Source organism: Nonomuraea sp. NPDC052634 (assembly GCF_040678535.1).
GTDB lineage: Bacteria > Actinomycetota > Actinomycetes > Streptosporangiales > Streptosporangiaceae > Nonomuraea > Nonomuraea fastidiosa.
This window is the reverse complement of the sequence record NZ_JBFATY010000006.1, coordinates 218,527-237,265: the sequence shown is the minus strand read 5'-3', so window position 1 is coordinate 237,265 and position 18,739 is coordinate 218,527. Positions and strand designations below refer to the sequence as shown.

Here is an 18,739-nt window from a genome sequence, read left to right as displayed (position 1 = left end):
CGCAGACTGTCGGTCATGGATGATGCACCCAAAGTGACGCAGGCCCGCCCCGAGCCCGCCACGACGCCCCGGACCGGTGACGGAGACGTGCCCGGTCTGGTCGACGCGGCCGGGCTCGGGGCCGGGCCACGCGCCGTTCCGGCCGCCGGGCCCGGGGCGGCGACGCGTGCCGTCTCCGCCGGCGGGCACGGGCGGGCCTGGTGGCGGGAGCTCGTCGAGATCGCCGCGCTGTTCGTCGCGGTCGGGCTGGCGCACCTGCTCGCCACCCTGCTCGGCCACCACGAGCCGGGGCCGGTCGTGCTCATCGGGCTGGGCGTGGCGTTGATCGCGGGATCGGCGGTCCACCGGTGGCTCGCCCATCACCGCCCGGTGGCGTCCGTACGGCGGCGGGCGCGGCGCAGGGCACGGGAGACGCCCGAGGCCCTGATAGAAGAGAGCGGGCGCGTCATGACGCTGTGGCGGATCCGGATGCGGGTGGTGGAGCGGCCGGGGCGGCTGGCCACCGTGGCGGGCGCGTTCGGACGGCTCGGCTGCAACATCCTGGCCCTGCACATCGCGCCGACCGGCGGCGGTGCGATCACACCGGCCGGGTGCGACGCGCTGGACGAGTTCGTCATCGAGGCGCCGCGCGACCTCGCGCCCGCCGTGCTCGCCGAAGCCCTGCAGGAGGCGGGCGGGCAGGACGTGGTGATCGTGCCCGCCAGGGTCACCGACCTGACCGACCCGGGCGTGCACGCGCTGGTGCTGGCGCAGCGCGTCGGCGACGACCCGGCGCGGCTGCCGGAGGCGCTGGGCGAGCTGCTGCGCGCCCCCGACGTGGAGTGGCGGCGGCCGGGCGACACCGCCGACGACGACGCCGACCCGGCCACCACCATGGTGGTCGCGGTGAACCCGGACAGGGCGCTGCTCGTCCGGCGGCCCGAGCTGCCGTTCACGCCGACCGAGGCGGCCCGCGCCTCCGCGCTCGCCGCCGCGGCCGCCCACGCCCGCTACCACTCCGGATGACACCGGGGGCGGTCCAGTCCGCTCGCGCCCGCTACCACGCCGGCGACATCCGCTACACGCCCGGTGAAACTCGACGGTAGCCCCGCCGCCCAGCAGGTTCAGCTGGCCCGGCGCCAGGTATGGAACCGTGCCAGGCGTCAGCGGTAGCCCTTGGCGAGTACCTCGCGGGTCTGCCTGGTGATCTGGGCCTCCTGCTCGGTGGTGAGGGCGACGCGGGGCGGGCGGCAGGGCCCGCCCTTGCGTCCCGCCAGGTCCATCGACAGCTTGATCGACTGGACGAACTCCGTTTTGGAGTCCCACCGCAGTAGCGGGTGCAGGTCGCGGTAGATCGGCAGCGCCTTCTCGACGTCCCCGGCGACCGCGAGCCGGTAGAGCTCGACGGTGGCGCGGGGGATCATGTTGGGGTATCCGGCGATCCAGCCGACCGCGCCGGCGATGGCCAGTTCGAGCAGCACGTCGTCGGAGCCGATCAGCAAATCGAGGCCGGGCGCGCGCTCGGCCAGCTCGTACGCCCTGCGCACGTCCCCGCTGAACTCCTTGACGGCCACGATGAGCCCTTCGTGGTGCAGCTCGGCCAGCAGCTCAGGGGTGAGGTCGACCTTGGTGTCCAACGGGTTGTTGTAGGCGACGATCGGCAGCCCCACCTTGGCGACCTCGCGGTAGTGGGCGACGACGGCCCGCCGGTCGGCGCGGTAGGCGTTGGGCGGCAGCAGCAGCACGGAGGAGGCGCCGGCCTCGGCGGCCTGCTCGGCCCAGCGCCGCGACTCGGCGGCCCCGTACGCGGCCACGCCCGGCATCACGTGGAAACCGCCGGGGGCGGCCTCGACGGCGGTGCGGACGACGCGGGCCCGCTCGTCGGCGGTGAGCGTCTGGTACTCGCCGAGCGACCCGTTGGGGCAGACGCCGTCGCAGCCGCCGTCGGCGAGGAAACGGACGTGCTCGGCGTAGGCGTCGTAGTCGATGGTCAGGTCGTCGTGGAAGGGCAGCGCGGTGGCGACGTGCACGCCGTGCCAGACCGGAGCGTTCGCCTGGGCGGTCATGATGTCCTCTCTTTGGTCCAGATCTCCAGGCCGCTCGCGGTGATGGGCAGCGCGGCCGACAGGTTCTCGGCGCCGTCGGCGGTCACCAGCAGGTCGTCCTCGATGCGGACGCCGATGCCGCGCAGCTCGGGCGGGACGGTGGTGTCGTGGGCGTGGAAGTACAGGCCGGGCTCGACGGTGAGCACCATGCCGGGCGCCATGTCGGCGCCGTGGTAGGCCTCGGGCCTGGACTGGGCGCAGTCGTGCACGTCGAGCCCGAGGTGGTGGCCGATGCCGCAGACGAGGTAGCGGCGGTGGTGCTGGCCCTGATCCGACAGGGCCTCGTCCACGGAGACGGGCAGCAGGCCCCAGTCGTGCAGGCCGCGCGCGATGACCTCCATCGCGGCGTGGTGGAAGGCGGTGAACGGCTTGCCCGGCCCCACCTGAGCGAGCCCGGCCCGGTGGGCCTGCTCGACGAGGTCGTGCACCTGCCGCTGTGCGGGGGTGAAGGCGCCGGATGCGGGGATGGTGCGGGTGACGTCGGCGGTGTAGTGAGAGCGGGTCTCGACGCCCATGTCGAGCAGCAGCAGCTCGCCGGGCAGGACGGGGCCGTCGCAGCGCACCCAGTGCAGGGTGGGGGCGTGCGGGCCGCTGCCGACGATGGAGGCGTAGCCGGGGCCGTTGCCGTAGGTGCGGGCGTAGCGGTCGAAGGTGCCCTGCAGCCAGCGTTCGCCGCCGGCGCGGATGGCGGCGGGCACCTCGGCGGCGACGGCGGCGAAGCCTTCGACGGTGCGGTCCACGGCCTCGCGGAGCTGGGCGATCTCCCACTCGTCCTTGATCATGCGGAGTTCGGCGAGCACCTGCCGCAGCTCGTCGGCGTCGGCGGTGAGCGCGCCGTCGGGGGTGCCCGGGTAGTCGGGCAGCGGCAGCACCGTCACGCCGAGCGCGGCCGACCACTCGGCGAGCGAGGGGGACGGGCCGACCCACAGCTCGCCGTAGGCGGCGTCGGCGAAGAAGCCGGTCTCGCCGGGGCGGGCGGGCGGCGGCAGGTAGAGGGTGGCGTCGCCGTCGCGGACGACGGCGATCGCGTTCTCGGCGGCGCAGCCGGTCAGCCAGTAGAAGTCGCTGTCGACGCGGAAGCCGTAGGCGGTGTCGTTGGAGCGGGTGGGCGCGCGGCCCGCGGCCACCACGACGGTGCGGCCGGGCAGCGCGGCGGCCAGGCGGGCGCGGTGGGCGGCGGCCGCTTCCGCGGCCCCCGGCACCAGGTCGGGGGTGCGGGCGGGGGACTCCCAGCCCTGGGCGATGTACTCGGCGAACGCGGGGATCTCCGACAGCCGGGGCAGCCTGCGGTCACTCATCGGTGATTCCTCCTCCCATCTGGCGGACGAGCTCGGTGAGGCGGGCGAAGACGCGTTCGTCGCCGATGCCGTCGTGCTCGTACTCGTTGGTGACCCAAGCCTGGGTGTTGCCGACCCGGGCGGCGGTCTGCAGTTGCAGGCCGGAGTCGACGTACATGTCGTCGAAGTAGACGGCGGCGGCCACGGGCACCTCGTTGGCGGCCAGCCGGTCGGTGTCGTAGAGGGGCGGCCAGTCGTCGCGGGCGGCCAGCAGCTCGACGGCGCCGCGGAAGGGCCGCAGCGCGCGGATCTCCTCGAACATCCAGGGGTACATCATCTCGCCGGTGAACAGCAGCGGCCTGGCGTCCTCGGCGAAGGCCGGGTGGCGCTCGCGCTCGCGCTGCGCGGCCCAGGCGGTGGCGCCGGGGCCCGAGCCGTAGATGCTCTCCTGAAGCGCGGCGAACAGCGGGTTGTCGGCGTAGGAGGAGCGGGCGAGCACCTGGTGCAGGAACGTCTCGGGCAGCCCGTCGGACTCGTCCAGCAGCCAGTGCATGCGCTCGTAGCCGGGTTTCATGCCGAAGTCGATGCCGAGCGACTGCAGCCGCCGTACGGTGAGGACGTCGCCGTCGGGCAGCAGCACGTCGCCTGCGGCGAGCCGGTCGGCCAGGCGGGCGGTGGTCTCGACGTGGTGCGGGTAGCGGCGGTAGAACTCGGCGTTCTTGGCGGCCACCCGCGGATAGGTGCGGCGGTAGACCTCGGCGGCGTCGGGGTCGAGCGAGGGCAGGCCGCCGGTGACGTAGCAGGCGCTCAGGCCCTGCGGCGCGCGCGACAGGTAGGTGAGGGTGAGGAAGCCGCCGTAGCTCTGGCCGAGCGTGGACCAGCGGCGGCCGCCGAAGACGGCGGTGCGCAGGTGCTCGGCGTCGGCCACGATGGAGTCGGCGCGGAAGTGGGCGAGGTAGGCGGCGCCCTGCTCGGCGGTGAGCGTGCTCATCAGCCGGCCGTCGACGCGGGAGCTGCGGCCGGTGCCGCGCTGGTCGAGCAGGATGACCCGGTACGTCCGCAGCGCGTGCCCGAGCCAGCCGGACGTGCCGACGGGCCGGGGCGCCTTGCCGCCCGGGCCGCCCTGGAGGAAGAGCAGGCAGGGCAGCTCCTCGCGGTCGCGGGCCGGGTCCACCAGCTCGCGGGCGAAGACCTCGATCGTGCGGCCGCCGGGGTCGGACCAGTCGAGCGGGACGCGTTCGACGTGGTCGCGCACCCGCATGCCGGGGATGGTGTAGGTGGCGGTGATCAACTGTTCTCCCTCCTGCGGCGGTCCCACTCGGGGTTGATGCGGGGGATGGCCGCAAGCAGCGTGCGCGTGTACTCGTCCTGGGGATCGCCGAAGACCTGCTCGGTGGTGCCGAGCTCGACGATGCGGCCCTTGCTCATCACGGCGACGCGCTGGGCGATCTGGCGCACCACGGCCAGGTCGTGGGCGATGAACACGTAGCTGAAGCCGCTCTCGCGCTGCAGCCGCCGTAGCAGCTCGATGATCTGCGCCTGGACCGAGACGTCCAGCGCGGAGACGGCCTCGTCGCAGATCACCAGCTTGGGGTTGACGGCCAGGGCGCGGGCGATGCCGATGCGCTGGGCCTGGCCGCCGGAGAATTGGGCCGGGTAGCGCAGCGAGTGGTCGGGGTTGAGCCCGACGCGTTCCATGAGTTCCTTGGCGTACGCCCGCCGGCCGCCCTTGGGGGTGCGGCCCTGGTAGATGAGGGGCGCGTTGATGATGCGTTCGACGGTGTGGCGGGGGTTGAGCGAGGAGAACGGGTCCTGGAAGACGACCTGGACGTTGCCGCGGAAGCGGGTCAGCGCCTCGCCCTTGGCGTGGGTGACGTCCTCGCCGTCGAACTCCAGGGTGCCGGAGGTCGGGTCCATCAGCTTGGCGATCATGCGGGCGGTGGTGGACTTGCCACTGCCCGACTCGCCGACCACGGCGAGCGTCTCGCCGAGCCGTACGTCGAAGCTGACCCGGTCCACGGCGGTGAACTCGGCTTTGGAGCCGAGCGGGCCGCGGGTGACGAACCTCTTGGTGAGGTCCTTGGCGCGCAGCAGCGTCATGGGGCCACCTCGTCGTCGATGCGGGGGATGCTCTCCAGCAGCATGCGGGTGTAGGCGTGGCGGGGCTCGGCGAAGATCTGCTCGGCGGTGCCGTACTCGACCTGCTCGCCGCGGCGCATCACCAGCACGCGGGTCGCGATCGAGCTGATCACGGCCAGGTCGTGGGTGATGAACACCATGCCGGTGCCGCTCTGGCTGCGCAGGTCGGCCAGCAGGCGCAGGATCTGCGCCTGCACGGTGACGTCCAGGGCGGTCGTGGGCTCGTCGGCGATGAGCAGCTTGGGCCGGCACACCAGCGCCATCGCGATCATGATGCGTTGCCGCTGACCGCCGGAGAACTGATGCGGGTAGTGGTTGACGCGCCGCTCGGGGTCGGGCAGGCCGACCTGGGCGAGCGCCTCGATGGCGACCTTTCTGGCGGCCTTTCTCGACCGGTCCCGGTGCGCGCGGTACATCTCCTCGATCTGCAGCCCGACCGTGTAGTACGGGTTGAGCGACGACAGCGGGTCCTGGAAGATCATCGACATCTGGTCGCCGCGGAGCCTGCGCAGCTCGCGCTCGGGGCGGCCGAGCAGCTCGGTGCCGTCGAGCCTGATGCTGCCGCTGGTTATGGCGCCCTTGGGCAGCAGGCCCATGACGGCCAGGCTGGTCATCGACTTGCCGGAGCCCGACTCGCCGACGATGCCGACGGTCTCGTCCCTGCCGACGGTGAAGGAGACGTTCTTGACCACGTCCACGGGGCCGCGCGTGGTGGGGAACGTGACGGTGAGGTCTTCCACCTCCAGCAGCTCGCTCATGGCGACGTGATCCTCACTCTCGGGTCGAGCCGGGTGTAGACGAGGTCGACCACGACGTTGCCGACCACCACGAAGAACGCCGCCAGCAGGGTGACCGCCATGATGACGGGCTGGTCGTTCTTGGCGATGGAGTCGGCGGCCATCTTGCCGACGCCGTTCAGCCCGAAGACGGTCTCGGTGATGAGCGCGCCGCCCAGCAGGCCGGCGAAGTCCATGCCGAAGATCGTGGCGATCGGGGTGAGCGCGGGCCGCAGCGCGTGCCTGCGCATGGTGAGCAGCGGCGGCAGGCCCTTGCTCCTGGCGGTGCGCATGAAGTTCTCGGCCAGGGTGTCGATGACGTTGGCGCGGGTGAGCCGGGCGTACAGGCAGGCGTAGCCGGTGGCCAGCACGATCCACGGCATCAGGTACGACTGGAACCACGTCAGCGGGTCGTCGGAGAACGCCACCGCCTGCGGGAACGGCAGCACCTGGAGCTGGACGACGAGCACGTACTGCAGGGCGAGCGCCAGCACGTAGTTGGGGATGCTGGAGCCGCCGAGCGCCAGGCCCATCGCGGTGCGGTCGATCCAGGTGCCCTCCTTGACGGCGCTGAGCAGGCCGGCGGCGATGCCGACGAGCAGCCACAGCACGGCGGCGCCGATGGCGACGGTGGCGCTGACCGGCAGCCGCTCCACCACCATCTCCATGACGGACTGGTTGGTCTGGAAGCTGTAGCCGAGGCAGGGCGCGGGGCAGTGGACGAGGTTGGCGCCCTCGCCGTAGTCGCGCCCGGCGAAGATGCCGGCGAGGAAGCCGAAGAACTGGGTGAAGAACGGCCGGTCCAGGCCGAGCACGCCGCGGATCTGGTCGATGCGCTCCGGTGTGCAGGTCTTGCCGCAGATCATCACGGCCGGGTCGGGCTGCAGGGTGAAGAACAGCACGAACGTGAACAGGCACACCAGGAACAGGATGACCACGACGCCGGCCAGCCGGCCGGCCACGTAACGGGCCATCATGCGGCCTCCCCCGCGTCGTAGGCGGCTCTGATCCGGTCGCCGAGCACGGTCAGCGACAGCACGGTGAGGAACAGGAAGCCGCCGGGGATGACGAAGTACATCGGATCGACGGCGTACCAGCCGACCGAACTGGAGATCATCTGGCCCCACGACGGGGTGGGCGGGGTGACGCCGACGCCGAGGAACGACAGCCCGGCCTCGGTGCCGACGTACCCGGGCACGGCCAGGGTGGTCATGACGATGAGGGAGCTGCGCAGGTTGGGCAGGATCTCCTTGAACACCAGCGCTCCGGTGGAGGCGCCGCAGGCCCGCGCGGCCTCCACGAACTCCCGGTTGACCAGCGTCAGCGTCTGCCCGCGCACCACCCGCGCCAGGTACGGCCAGCCGAACACGCTGATCACCACGACCAGCAGCACCGGCCGGTTGCCCTGGGGCAGCGCCGACAGGATGGCGATCATGAAGATCAGCGCGGGGAAGGCCATGAGGAAGTCCATGACCCGGCAGATCACCTGGTCCACCCAGCCCTGGTAGAACCCGGCCAGCATGCCGAGCACGACGCCGAGCAGCGTGGTCAGGGCGGTGGCCGAGGCGGCGATGATGAGGGAGACGCGGGCGCCGTAGGCGATGCGGGCGAGGATGTCGCGGCCGTTCTGGGGTTCGACGCCCAGCGGGTGCTCGGCGCTGATGCCGCCGAGCGTGCCGTACGGGACGCCGCCCAGGTCGGTGTCGACGGCGGCGGTGTCGAAGTCGTTGGGGCCGTGGCCGGTGATCGCGGTGATGAGCGGGGCGCAGATCGCCATCAGCACGATCAGCGCGAGGTAGGCGCCGCTGAGCACGGCGCCTCGATCGCGCAGCAGCACGCGCAGGACGCGCCGGCCCGAGGTGGCGGGCGCGCCGCCCGCCACCTGTTGCTCTGGATGCGCTGCGACCGTCATCTACTTCGTCGGGTCCGCAAGGCCGACGGAGACGAGGTCGACGCCGCCGGAGTAGGAGTTGTGCTGGTAGGCGCCGGCGATGTTGGCGCCGTTGACGAGGATGAGCTTCTCGTAGGCCAGCGGCACGACCGGGGCCAGCTCCATGATCTGCTTGTCCAGCTCGCCGTAGGCGGCGTTGGCCTCGTTGACGTCGGTCATCTCGGCGATCTCGTCGATCCTGGCGTTGATGGCCTTGTCGTTGATCTGGGCGATGTTGGAGTTGCCCTTGGCGGTGATGTTGCGGCCGTCGAACAGCGGCGGCAGGAACGTCGCGCCGGACGCCCAGTCGGGGCACCAGCCGGTGACGGCCATGTCGTTCTGCTTGGCGGGGGTGCCGATGACCTCGTAGAAGGTGGACGCGTCGATGTTGTTGATCTTGACGTCGATGCCGATCTTCTTCAGCGACTCCTGCACGGCGACCGAGACGGCGGCCATCTTCGGCTGCGCCCTGGTGTCGAGGGTGAGCGAGAAGCCGCCGGACAGGCCGGCCTCGGCCAGGAGCTGCTTGGCCTTCTCCACGTCGTACGGGTAGGGGTCGTAGTCGACGCGCCCGGCGACGGTGGGCGGCTGGATCGAGGTGCCCTTCTCGGCCAGCGTGGAGCCGCCCAGGGCGGCGACGATGGTGTCCTTATCGATGGCGTGGTTGATGGCCTGCCGGACGCGGACGTCCTTGAGGTACTTCTTGGTGGTGTTCAGCCCCATATAAGTGGTGCAGCCGTTGAGGCCGGACAGCGTGCGCGCCTTGATCTGCGGCGCCTGCACGCGGGCGACGGTGGCGGCCTGGATGCTGGGGCCGATCGCGTCGGCGTCGGTGCCCTGACCGGCGAGCATGCGCTCGTCGATGGTGGCCGGGTCGAGGCCGAAGGTCCACTCGAAGCCGTCCGGCCTGGCCGAGCGCACGGTGTCGGTCTCGGGTTTCCAGTGCGGGTTGCGCTCCAGCTTCAGCGACACGTTGCGCTGGTAGGAGGCCACCTTGTACGGCCCGCTCGCGATGGGCTTGCTGTCGAAGGCGCCGCCCGCGCCGGTGCCCTTGGGGAAGGGGGTGAAGTTGGGCAGCGCCAGCGCGCTGGGGAAGTCGGCGTACGGCTTCTTGAGGTGGATGACGACGGTCTTGTCGTCGGGGGTCTCGATGGTGTCGAGGTCGCCGGACAGGTAGGGGCCCTTGTAGTCCTTGGGGGCGTCCAGCAGCAGCCTGCCGTACGGGGAGCCGATGCCGGCCTCGGGGTCGAAGGCGCGGGAGAAGCCGAACTTGACGGCCTCGCTGGTGATGGGGGTGCCGTCTTCGAAGAAGATGTCGTCCTTGAGGGTGAAGGTCCAGGTCTTGGCGTCGTCGGACGGCGTGCCGGTGTCGGTGGCGAGGTCGGGGACGATCTTCGTGCCCTCCTCGCCGGGCCCGGCGCCGAACGTGGTCAGGCCCCGGTAGATGAGCCGGTAGAAGTTGTTGACACCGCCGTCGAAGCCGCGCGCCGGGTCCAGGTGGGAGAAGTCCGCGTTGGCCAGCACGTGCACGATGCCGCCCGTGGCGGGGGTGGCGGACGTGCCGGTAGCGCCGGTGCCGCCGGGGCCCTGGGCCGCTCCGCCGCCGCATGCCGACAGTGCCAGCACGACGGTCATCGTGGCGCTCGCGAGCGCCGCCGGTCGTCTCATGTCGCCTTCTTTCCGTTGGTCGTGTTCGGGGTCCTGACCCAGACCCGCATCGCCGCGGGGCCGCGGTTGCCCCACAGGAAGTAGGGGACGAAGGTCACGGGAACCTGCGTCTCGGGCTGAGAAGTGTCGGGGGCCGGCAGCTCGGGGTAGAGCTCGGGCGGGGGAGGGGGAGCGGTGCGCGCGGTGACGTTCAGCACGACCGCGCCGGGCGCGAGGTCGTCACGCCGCCCGATCTCGGCTTCGAGGGCCTCCGGTACGCCGACCAGCAGGTCGTCCACGGCCGCCTGCGGGCTGTCGTGCTGCTCGACGCAGTAGACGATCGGGCCGCGGGCCAGCGCGATGGCGCCTCTGGTGGCGTCCAGGTAAGGGTGTGAGCCGTGCGCCCTGACCGGCATCGGCAGGGTGAGCCGCACCTCGTCGCCCGGCGACCAGAAGCGCTCGACGGTGAGCCAGCCGCCGTCCGGCTCGCCGGTCCACGTCTCGCCGTTGACGGTGGCGGTGGCGCCGCGGGCCCAGCCGGGCACGCGCAGCGCCAGCGCGTACCGGCCGGTGGGGGCGCGGCGGACGGTGAGCCGCACGTCGCCGTCCCACGGGTAGCCGGTCGCCATGTCCAGGTCCAGCTCGGCCGTCTCGACGCGGGCGGTGGCGTACTGGGCGATGAGCACCGCGCCGTCGCGCTCGGCCGCCACGTAGTCGGCGAGCTGCGCCATCCAGCGCACGATGTTGGGCGGGCAGCACGGGCAGCCGAACCAGGCGCGGCGCAGCGGCTCGCCGTCCGCCTCCGCGCCGCTGCGCTGGGCGTGGTCGGGGCGGCGCTGCAGCGGGTTGTCGTAGAAGAACGCGCGGCCGTCGGCGGACAGGCCGACCGCGTAGGCGTTGTAGAGCACCCGCTCGAACACGTCGAGGTAGGAGGCGCCGCCGGTGGCCAGGAACATGCGCCAGGCCCACTGCATGAGGGCGATGGCGGCACAGGTCTCGGCGTAGGCGCGCTCGGACGGCAGCTCGTAGCGGTCGCCGATGGCCTCGTCGGAGTGGCGGCTGCCGAGCCCGCCGGTGATGTAGAGCTTGGTGGCGACCATGTCGTCCCACAGCCGCGTGAGCGCCTTCTCCAGCGTGCGGTCGCCGGTCTCCAGCAGCACGTCCGCGGCGCCGGCCGCCAGGTACGCCATCCGCACCGCGTGACCGGTCACAGACGGCAGCTCGCGGAAGGGCACGTGATCCTGGAAGTAGTCGCCGGGAAAGATGCTGTGCGTGAGCTGGCCGGAGCCGCGCCGGTCGATGAACGCGGCGGCCAGGTCGAGGTAGGCGCGCTCGCCGGTCTCCCGGTAGAGCTCGACCAGCGCCATCTCCACCTCGGGGTGCCCGTCGATACCGCCGCCGGCGAAGCGCTCGGTCACCAGGTCGGCGAAGCGGCGGGCGACGCGCAGCAGCCGGTCGTCGCCCATGCGCCGGCTGGCGGCCACGGCGGCCTGGATGAGGTGGCCCAGCGTGTACAGCTCATGACCCCAGGCCAGGTCCTCCCACGGCTTCTTGGCGGCGGCCGGGTCCTGGAAGAACGAGTTGAGGTAGCCGTCGCCGGCCTGCACGCGTTCCAGCAGGCAGACGACCTCCTCGTAGAAGTCGCGCACCCCTTCCTCCGCGGTGCCGTCGCCGAGGTCGTAGGCGAGCCCCTCCAGGGTCTTGTAGAGGTCGGTGTCCAGGAAGGGGTAGCGGCCCCGGTACGGCGGAGGGTCCTGCTCCAGAAGCCGGCTCAGGTTGGCCACGTTGCCCGCCGCGCGGAGCTGCTCGATGGTGTGCGGGATCGTGGCCGTGCTGTTGCGGACCCGGAAGTGGTGGAGCAGGCCGCCGGTGATGCGCACTCCGGGAAGCGGGCGTACCGCCCCGGAGGCGGCCCCGGGAGTGAGACGCACGGCACCGGCCGGCGGCGTGACCTGCTTAGACGTCATGAACCATCCCAGTAATGTGTGGCATTGCACTGAACCATAGAAGTCGGGACGGTTCCTTGCCAAGGGTTACGGGCCCACTGAAACGAACGTAATCACCCCGGAACCTCCGGTTCATGCGGACGGTCCGAGCAGCACCCGGACGGCGCTAGGGTTTTCGAGATGCACATCGATGACTGGCTGCAGGCGATCCCCGCCGGCTGGCTGTACGCCACCGTCGCCCTCGTCATCGGCCTGGAGAGCCTCGGCATCCCGCTGCCCGGCGAGATCGTGCTGGTGAGCTCCGCCATCCTGGCCTCCAAGGGCGTCGTGCACCCGGCCTGGGTGGCGGCCTGCGCGGGCACCGGCGCCATCGTCGGCGACACGGCCGGCTACGCCATCGGCCGCAGAGGCGGCGCCGCCCTGTTCGCCCGGCTCGGCCGCCGCTTCCCCCGCCACTTCGGGCCCCGCCACATCAGCAAGGCCGAGCACTACTTCACCCGCTTCGGCATGTGGGCGGTCTTCTTCGGACGGTTCGTGGCGCTGCTGCGCATCCTGGCCGGGCCGCTCGCGGGGGCGCTGCGCATGCCGTACTGGCGCTTCGCCGTCGCCAACGTGCTCGGCGGCATCGTGTGGGCGGCCGGCACCACCACGGTCGTCTACTACCTCGGGCTGGTCGCCGAGAAGTGGCTCAAAGGTTTCTCCTGGGCAGGGCTCGGCGCGGCCGTCGTCATCGGCGTGTGCACCACGCTCTACCTGCGCCGCCGCGCCGCCTCAGCGCTCGATGAGGGTGACCTCTAGCGAGTAGTGGGAGGCCCGGTAGACGTGCGAGCCGTGCTCGACCGCCCGGCCCTGGTCGTCGTAGGTGGTGCGGACCATCGTCAGCAGCGGCGCGCCCCTGCGCTCCTGCAGCAGCCTGGCCTCGGCCTGCCCGGCGGCCCGCGCGCCGATGCGCTGGTTGGCCACCCGCATGCGCACGCCCGCGCCGCGCAGCAGCTCGTACAGGCCGCGGCTCTCCAGATCGGCCGCGGTGAGCTGGGCCAGGCCCAGCGGCAGCCAGTTGTGCAGCACCGCCAGCGGCTCGCCGGCCGCGAAGCGCAGCCGCTCCAGATAGAGGATCTGCGAGCCCGGCTCCACGCCCAGGATGGCGGCGATCTCCTCATCCACCGGGCGCGGCTCCAGCGCCAGCACCTGCGTGGCCGGCTCCTGGCCCGCCCTGCGCAGGTCGTCGTAGAGGCTGGTCAGCTCGACCGAGCGCTTGACCTGGCCGTGCACCACCTGCGTGCCGACGCCGCGCTTGCGCACCAGCAGGCCCTTGTCCACCAGATATTGGATGGCCTGGCGAATGGTGGGCCGCGACAGGCCGAGCTTGTCGGCCAGCAAGATCTCGTTGTCCAGCCGCGAGCCCGGGGGCAGGTCGCCACGCCGGATCGCCTCGGCGATCTGCTCGGCCACCTGGAAATACAGCGGCACGGGGCTTGACCGGTCGAGGTCGATGGCCAGGTTGGCGGTCATGCTGATCAGCTTAACCCAGGTCAGAATGTCCTGACAAATGAGTCAAGCTGTCGTGGCGGCCCGGTCAGGACCGCAGCAGCGGCGCCAGCCCGGCCAGCGAGGTGATCCTCGGGAACCCCTCGGGGCCGCCGCCGGCGTTCAGCCGGTCGAGCCAGACCGAGCGCATGCCCGTCGCGGCCGGGGCCGTCACGTCCTTGACGACGTCGTCGCCCACCAGCAGCACCTCCTGCGGCGCCAGCCCCAGAGCCGCCGCGGCCCGCGCGTACGCCTCCGGCTTCGGCTTGAAGCAGCCGGCCAGCACCTCGCCGGTCAGCACCGGGCCGACCTTGCCCTCCAGCCCGATCGCGCGGACCTTCGCCTCCTGCACGCGCTGCCCGCCGTTGGTCAGCACGCCGAGCGTGAACCCGGCGAGCTCCGCCACCGCGTCCGCCGCGTCGGGGAAGGCCCGCCAGGAACGCCGGTAGCGGACGACGAACTCCTCGTAGGCGGCGTCGAGATCGCCGGGGGCGGGCACGTCCAGCTCGGCGCAGAGCGCGGAGAGCCGCAGCCGCCGCTGCTCGTCCATGGTGCAGCGGCCCGCGTGCCACATCGCCAGGTACGGCTCCTCCAGCGCCGCCCACAACGCCGGCACCTCCGCCAGCCGCGGATGCCCGGGATAACGCTCGGCCGCCCAGGAGGCGATGGCCGCATCGGCCGCGCCGCGATGGTCCAGCAGCGTCCCGTCCAGGTCGAACAGCACGCCCTTGATCGCCGGCCCGGTCATGCGGCGGCGCTCGCGACGATCCTGGCCGCCGTCTCGCGCGGCGGGTAGCCCAGCGTCAGCCCGCGCACCGACAGCGCCGCCTGCGCGAAGCGCTCCTCGGCCGGCTCGGTCAGCACGTACGACAGCGCCGGCGACAGCGCGCGATGCTCCTCCAGCGCCGCCGCCTCCCGGTCGGCCAGGTCCTCCGGCAGCGCCTCGCGGTAGTCGGCGATCAGCGCGTCGAGGTCGAAGAGCTGCCCGTAGCGCTCGGAGGTGCCCGCCACCACGCGCACCAGGTCGCCCTCGGCCCGCGCCTGGTAGACCAGGTTCGTGCCGCCGCTCTTGGCGAACCAGCGCATCGCCTCGTCCACCGGCAGCGCGAACGCGCCGTACGGCTTGCGCCCGTACAGCAGGGCCTCGGCGATCCACCGGTCGCACCACAGCTCGTCGCGGTAGGGCGCGGGCGCGCCGGGATCGACGGCCATGCCCTGGGCCAGCACCGGGTTCCAGGCCGACACCATCGGGCTGGAGAAGCGCGGCATGCGGGGGCCGCGCCAGTGGCTCAGCGCGTAGCCGTACCAGACGGTCACCACCTCCATCTGGCGCTTGGGCAGCGGCCGCTCGTAGGTGCCGTTCATGATCTGGCCGCCGTCGGGGTGGCGCCACGGGCCCGGCGGGACGTCCGTCTCCGTGGGGACCGGGGGAGTCCGGTAGTCGGGATGGAGTGTCCAGGCGTCCGCCAACAGTCCCTGCCTTTCGGATCGGCGTATGCATTCGGTGTCGGGCCACTAGAGTGGCCATCGTGCATCACCCGTCACCCTGTTGCAATAGACCTGGTGTAAACGCTGATTTTTGTCATCGGTGGTTGTGACAGACGTATGCAGTTGAGCGTTGTGGCGGCCCGTCTCTCCGCGTTGCGCGTCGGGGCCGGGCTGTCGATGAAGTCCGCGGCCGACGCCGCCGGGCTCAACACCTCCACCATCTTCCGCATCGAGCACGGGCTGGTCGCGCCCCGCGAGGCCACCGTGCGCACGCTGCTGGAGCTGTACGGCGAGGGCGAGCACGTCTCCCGCGTGCTGTCGCTGCTGCGCGAGGAGCGCGCGCCCGGCTGGTACGACGCCCCCGGCGTGCCGCTGCGGCTGTCGGCGTTCCTGGAGCTGGAGGACCGGGCGCAGATCATCTACACCTACTGCCCCCACCAGATCCCGGCTCTGCTGCAGACCCCCGCCTACGCGCTGTCGGCCGCGCTCGCCGGGCTGCTGCCCGGCGCCACCTACGAGCAGGCCGCCGCCTGGGCCGGGCTGATCGCGGCCCGGCAGCGGCTGCTCGACCGGCAGCACGGGCCGCGCCTGTGGGCGGTCATCGACCGTACGGCGCTGCTCGACCCGCCGCTCAGCCGGCCCGAGGACCGCCGCGCCCAGCTCGACGCGCTCACCGCGGCCACCAAGCAGCAGCACATCGCGCTGCAGGTGGCCCGGCCGGTCGCCGAGAGCGGCTACCTCTACCAGGGGCCGCCGTTCACGCTGCTGCGCTTCGCCGAGCCCGACAGGCCCGACGCGCTGGTGCTGCACCTGCTGCACGCGCCGGTCGTCATCGAGGACCGGCGCCGGGTCGAGGAGCACCAGCAGGCGTTCGCCCGGCTGTCGCTGTCGGCGCTGCCGGTCGACGCGACCGCCGACGTGCTCGACGAGATCAGGAACGCCCTGCCCGGCTGATTCCAGGATCGACCCCGTTTCCGTGCGCGCGCCGCTCGCCCGGCCGTGGCGGCTCCGGCCCGGCCGGAAGGCGCGGTGGGGGCCCGGGGCGTGCGGGGCGGTCGTGAGGAACGGTCGGGGCTCGGCCGGATGGCGCGGTGGGGGCCTGGGTCGGCCGGTGCGGCCGTGGGGATCGGCCGGGGAGCGGTCAGCGGTGCTGGCGGTAGGAGCCGGCGGCCTGGACATGGTCGATCATGATGCGTTCGGCGGCCGCGCCGTCGCCGGACTCCAGCGCAGCCAGGATGCCCTCGTGCGCGTCGAGCTGCGCCCGCACCTGCGTCTCGTCCAGCCACAGCGACGCCTCGGCGGGCACGGGGAAGCTGTTGCGCACCGACCTGGCGTGCCCGCCGAGGAAGGCGGGCCCGCCGATGTCCACGATGCGCAGGTGGAAGCGCCGGCTCTGCTCGCCGAGCCGGTCGTTCCTGCCCTCGGCGGCGTCGCGTTCCATCGCGGCGTGCAGCTCGCGCAGCTCGGCCAGCTCATCGGCGGTGATCCTGGCCGCCGCGAGCCGCGCGCCCAGCCCTTCGACGACCGCGCGCAGCCCGTAGTACTCGGCCAGCGCCTCGTCGCCCAGGTCCACCACGGTCGCGCCGTGGTGCGGCTCGTAGCTGATCAGCCGGTCCTTCTCCAGCCTGCGCAGCGCCTCGCGCACCGGCGTGACCGACACCCCGAGCCGCTTGGCCACCTCCGCGGCCCTGACCGCGGTCCCTCCGGGGATCCGCGCCGAACGGATCTCCTCCAGCAGCACGGCGTAGACGTAGTCGGCCTTGCTCATCGGCGGCCGCGGCTCGGTGGCTGACATGTCCCCAAGTGTCTCGCAAAATGGTCACATGGTTGACCTATGACTTATTTCTTATAAGTTACATGCCCATGACGAGCCTCGACGACCTGCGGGTCATCGACGCGGCGACCCTGTTCGCCGGTCCCTCCGCCGCCATGATGCTCGGCGACTTCGGCGCCGACGTGATCAAGATCGAGCACCCGAAGCGGGGCGACCCCTCGCGCGGGCACGGCGCCTCGGTCGACGGCGTGGGCCTGTGGTGGAAGACCCTGTCGCGCAACAAGCGCACCGCCGCCGTCGACCTGTCGCGCCCCGAGGGGCAGGAGATCCTGCGCCGCCTCGTGGAACGCTCCGACGTGCTGATCGAGAACTTCCGTCCCGGCACGCTCGAACGCTGGAACCTCTCGCCCGACGACCTCCTCGAGCTCAATCCCCGGCTCATCGTCGCCAGGATGACCGGGTTCGGGCAGTTCGGTCCGATGGCCAAGCGGCCCGGCTTCGGCACGCTCGCCGAGGCCATGAGCGGCTTCGCCGCCATGACGGGACAGCCCGACGGGCCGCCCACCCTGCCGCCGCTCGCCCTGGCCGACGGCATCGCCGGCCTGGCCATGTCGTACGCGATCATGGTCGCGCTGCACGCCCGCGAGCGCACCGGGCGCGGCCAGGTCATCGACATGGCCATCATCGAGCCGATCCTGGGGCTGCTCGGGCCGCAGATGACCGCGTACAAGGCGCTCGGGGTCGTGCCGAAGCGCACCGGCAACCGCTCCAGCAGCAACGCCCCGCGCAACACCTACCGCACCCGCGACGGCCGCTGGCTGGCCATCTCCACCAGCGCCCAGCCCATCGCCGAGCGCGTGATGACCCTCGTCGGGCGGCCCGACCTGGTCGAGCAGCCGTGGTTCGCCACCGGGCACGGCCGGGTGCAGCACGTGGACGAGCTGGACGAGGCCGTCGCCTCCTGGATCGCCGAGCGCGACGCCGACGAGGTCATCGCCGCCTTCGAGGAGGTGCAGGCCGCCGTCGCCCCCATCTACGACGTCAGGGACATCGCCGAGGACCCCCAGTACGCCGCGCTCGGCACGTTCGTCGAGGTGCCGGACGAGGAGCTGGGCTCGCTCACCATGCAGAACGTGCTGTTCCGCCTGTCGGACACCCCCGGCGAGATCCGCTGGCCGGGCCGCCCGCTCGGCCACGACACCGACGAGGTGCTCGGCGAGCTCGACTACCCCGAAGACCGCATCGCGCGGCTGCGCGAGGACGGGGTGATCGCGTGAGCGCGCCCGCCCACCCGCCGGTGACCTGGCTGTACGTGCCGGGCGACCGCCCCGAGCGGTTCGGCAAGGCCGTCGCCTCCGGCGCGGACGTCGTCATCATCGACCTGGAGGACGCGGTCGCCCCGGCCCGCAAGGACGAGGCCAGGGAGAACGCCGTCGCCTACCTGCGGGCCAGGCCCGACGGCGGCGTGCTGCACGTGCGGGTCAACGACCCCGCCACCGCGCGCGGCCGCGACGACCTGGCCGCCGTCGCCGGCCTGGCCGACGCCGTGCGGCTGCCGAAGGTCGAGTCCACCGGCGTGCTCGACGCGCTGACCGGCGCGCCCGCGTACGCGCTGCTCGAATCCGCGGCCGGGATCGTCAACGCCCGAGAGATCGCCGCGCACCCGAGCGTGGCCGGCGTGGCGCTCGGCGAGCAGGACCTCGCCAGCGAGCTCGGCATCACCGACGAGCAGGCCATGAACCACCTGCGGCTACAGGTCGTGCTCGCCGCCGCCGCTGCCGGGCTGCCCCCGGTGCCGATGTCGGTCTACCCGGACGTCAAGGACGAGGCGGGCCTGCTCGCCTCCTGCCGGGCCGGACGCGCGATCGGCATGTTCGGCAGGACCGCCATCCACCCGCGCCAGATCCCCGCGATCAGGCGGGCCTTCCGCCCCGGCGAGGAGGAGACGGCCAGGGCCGCCGAGATCGTCGCCGCGGCCGAGCGGGCCGAGCAGGCCGGGCTCGGCGCGGTCGCGCTGCCCGACGGCCGCTTCGTGGACGCTCCCATCGTCGCCAGGGCCCGCCGCACGCTCGCGCTCGCCCGCCATCTCGCCGAGCCTCCCGCGCAGGCCCCGCCGACCGGCACCTGAACCCCCAGGCGCCGCACCACCCC

18 protein-coding genes are annotated in these 18,739 nt (G+C 72.4%); 5 read left to right on the top strand and 13 right to left on the bottom strand.

The annotated features are described in order from the left end of the window. The first annotated feature begins 15 nt into the window (after window positions 1-15). On the top strand, window positions 16-1,005 hold the full coding sequence (locus AB0K67_RS26370) for an ACT domain-containing protein (RefSeq protein WP_364065327.1): 990 nt from the start codon (window positions 16-18) through the stop codon (window positions 1,003-1,005). A 137-nt stretch (window positions 1,006-1,142) separates the two neighbouring features. On the opposite strand, the gene AB0K67_RS26365 is transcribed toward AB0K67_RS26370, so the two are convergent. The 9 genes from AB0K67_RS26365 to AB0K67_RS26325 are packed head-to-tail and all read right to left on the bottom strand — an operon-like array spanning window position 1,143 to window position 11,820. Then, complete coding sequence (locus AB0K67_RS26365) at window positions 1,143-2,045, bottom strand: dihydrodipicolinate synthase family protein (protein ID WP_364065324.1); 903 nt, start codon at window positions 2,043-2,045, stop codon at window positions 1,143-1,145. After that, window positions 2,042-3,382, bottom strand: coding sequence for an aminopeptidase P family protein (locus AB0K67_RS26360; protein WP_364065322.1), 1,341 nt, complete (start codon window positions 3,380-3,382; stop codon window positions 2,042-2,044). The genes AB0K67_RS26365 and AB0K67_RS26360 overlap by 4 nt, the downstream gene beginning before the upstream one ends. Next, window positions 3,375-4,652: an alpha/beta fold hydrolase gene (locus AB0K67_RS26355; protein ID WP_364065320.1), complete on the bottom strand. Its 1,278-nt coding sequence runs from the start codon at window positions 4,650-4,652 to the stop codon at window positions 3,375-3,377. The genes AB0K67_RS26360 and AB0K67_RS26355 overlap by 8 nt, the downstream gene beginning before the upstream one ends. Continuing rightward, window positions 4,649-5,461: an ATP-binding cassette domain-containing protein gene (locus tag AB0K67_RS26350; RefSeq protein ID WP_364065317.1), complete on the bottom strand. Its 813-nt coding sequence runs from the start codon at window positions 5,459-5,461 to the stop codon at window positions 4,649-4,651. Before AB0K67_RS26350 ends, AB0K67_RS26355 begins: the two co-directional genes overlap by 4 nt. Then, window positions 5,458-6,258 carry an ABC transporter ATP-binding protein gene (locus AB0K67_RS26345; protein WP_364065314.1) on the bottom strand — a complete coding sequence of 267 codons (801 nt, stop codon included), beginning with the start codon at window positions 6,256-6,258 and terminating at the stop codon, window positions 5,458-5,460. The genes AB0K67_RS26350 and AB0K67_RS26345 overlap by 4 nt, the downstream gene beginning before the upstream one ends. Beyond that, a complete protein-coding gene (locus AB0K67_RS26340; RefSeq protein WP_364065311.1) occupies window positions 6,255-7,253 on the bottom strand; it encodes an ABC transporter permease in 999 nt (332 codons plus the stop codon). Before AB0K67_RS26340 ends, AB0K67_RS26345 begins: the two co-directional genes overlap by 4 nt. Then, window positions 7,250-8,188 (bottom strand): ABC transporter permease, encoded by a 939-nt coding sequence (locus AB0K67_RS26335; RefSeq protein WP_364065308.1) that lies wholly within the window; start codon window positions 8,186-8,188, stop codon window positions 7,250-7,252. Before AB0K67_RS26335 ends, AB0K67_RS26340 begins: the two co-directional genes overlap by 4 nt. Then, window positions 8,189-9,874, bottom strand: coding sequence for an ABC transporter substrate-binding protein (locus AB0K67_RS26330; protein WP_364065306.1), 1,686 nt, complete (start codon window positions 9,872-9,874; stop codon window positions 8,189-8,191). Then, window positions 9,871-11,820: a beta-L-arabinofuranosidase domain-containing protein gene (locus AB0K67_RS26325; protein ID WP_364065304.1), complete on the bottom strand. Its 1,950-nt coding sequence runs from the start codon at window positions 11,818-11,820 to the stop codon at window positions 9,871-9,873. The genes AB0K67_RS26330 and AB0K67_RS26325 overlap by 4 nt, the downstream gene beginning before the upstream one ends. 159 nt (window positions 11,821-11,979) lie before the next feature. Here AB0K67_RS26325 and AB0K67_RS26320 point away from each other — a divergent pair, with 159 nt between their 5' ends. Next, window positions 11,980-12,597: a DedA family protein gene (locus AB0K67_RS26320; RefSeq protein ID WP_364065301.1), complete on the top strand. Its 618-nt coding sequence runs from the start codon at window positions 11,980-11,982 to the stop codon at window positions 12,595-12,597. Here AB0K67_RS26320 and AB0K67_RS26315 read toward each other — a convergent pair. From AB0K67_RS26315 to AB0K67_RS26305, 3 genes are all read right to left on the bottom strand, one after another. After that, the gene (locus AB0K67_RS26315) at window positions 12,571-13,311 is read right to left on the bottom strand and encodes a GntR family transcriptional regulator (RefSeq protein ID WP_364065298.1); all 741 of its coding nucleotides are present in this window, start codon (window positions 13,309-13,311) and stop codon (window positions 12,571-12,573) included. The genes AB0K67_RS26320 and AB0K67_RS26315 overlap by 27 nt on opposite strands. Window positions 13,312-13,375: 64 nt before the next feature. Next, the gene (locus tag AB0K67_RS26310) at window positions 13,376-14,074 is read right to left on the bottom strand and encodes an HAD family hydrolase (protein WP_364065295.1); all 699 of its coding nucleotides are present in this window, start codon (window positions 14,072-14,074) and stop codon (window positions 13,376-13,378) included. Continuing rightward, window positions 14,071-14,796: a hypothetical protein gene (locus AB0K67_RS26305; protein ID WP_364065292.1), complete on the bottom strand. Its 726-nt coding sequence runs from the start codon at window positions 14,794-14,796 to the stop codon at window positions 14,071-14,073. The genes AB0K67_RS26310 and AB0K67_RS26305 overlap by 4 nt, the downstream gene beginning before the upstream one ends. 135 nt (window positions 14,797-14,931) lie before the next feature. Here AB0K67_RS26305 and AB0K67_RS26300 point away from each other — a divergent pair, with 135 nt between their 5' ends. Next, window positions 14,932-15,768 (top strand): Scr1 family TA system antitoxin-like transcriptional regulator, encoded by an 837-nt coding sequence (locus tag AB0K67_RS26300; RefSeq protein WP_364065289.1) that lies wholly within the window; start codon window positions 14,932-14,934, stop codon window positions 15,766-15,768. A gap of 187 nt (window positions 15,769-15,955) precedes the next feature. On the opposite strand, the gene AB0K67_RS26295 is transcribed toward AB0K67_RS26300, so the two are convergent. After that, window positions 15,956-16,609 (bottom strand): GntR family transcriptional regulator, encoded by a 654-nt coding sequence (locus AB0K67_RS26295; protein ID WP_364065286.1) that lies wholly within the window; start codon window positions 16,607-16,609, stop codon window positions 15,956-15,958. Window positions 16,610-16,677: 68 nt separating this feature from the next. Here AB0K67_RS26295 and AB0K67_RS26290 point away from each other — a divergent pair, with 68 nt between their 5' ends. Next, window positions 16,678-17,865 carry a CoA transferase gene (locus AB0K67_RS26290; protein WP_364065938.1) on the top strand — a complete coding sequence of 396 codons (1,188 nt, stop codon included), beginning with the start codon at window positions 16,678-16,680 and terminating at the stop codon, window positions 17,863-17,865. Further along, complete coding sequence (locus AB0K67_RS26285; protein WP_364065283.1) at window positions 17,862-18,716, top strand: CoA ester lyase; 855 nt, start codon at window positions 17,862-17,864, stop codon at window positions 18,714-18,716. Before AB0K67_RS26290 ends, AB0K67_RS26285 begins: the two co-directional genes overlap by 4 nt. Window positions 18,717-18,739 lie beyond the last annotated feature (23 nt).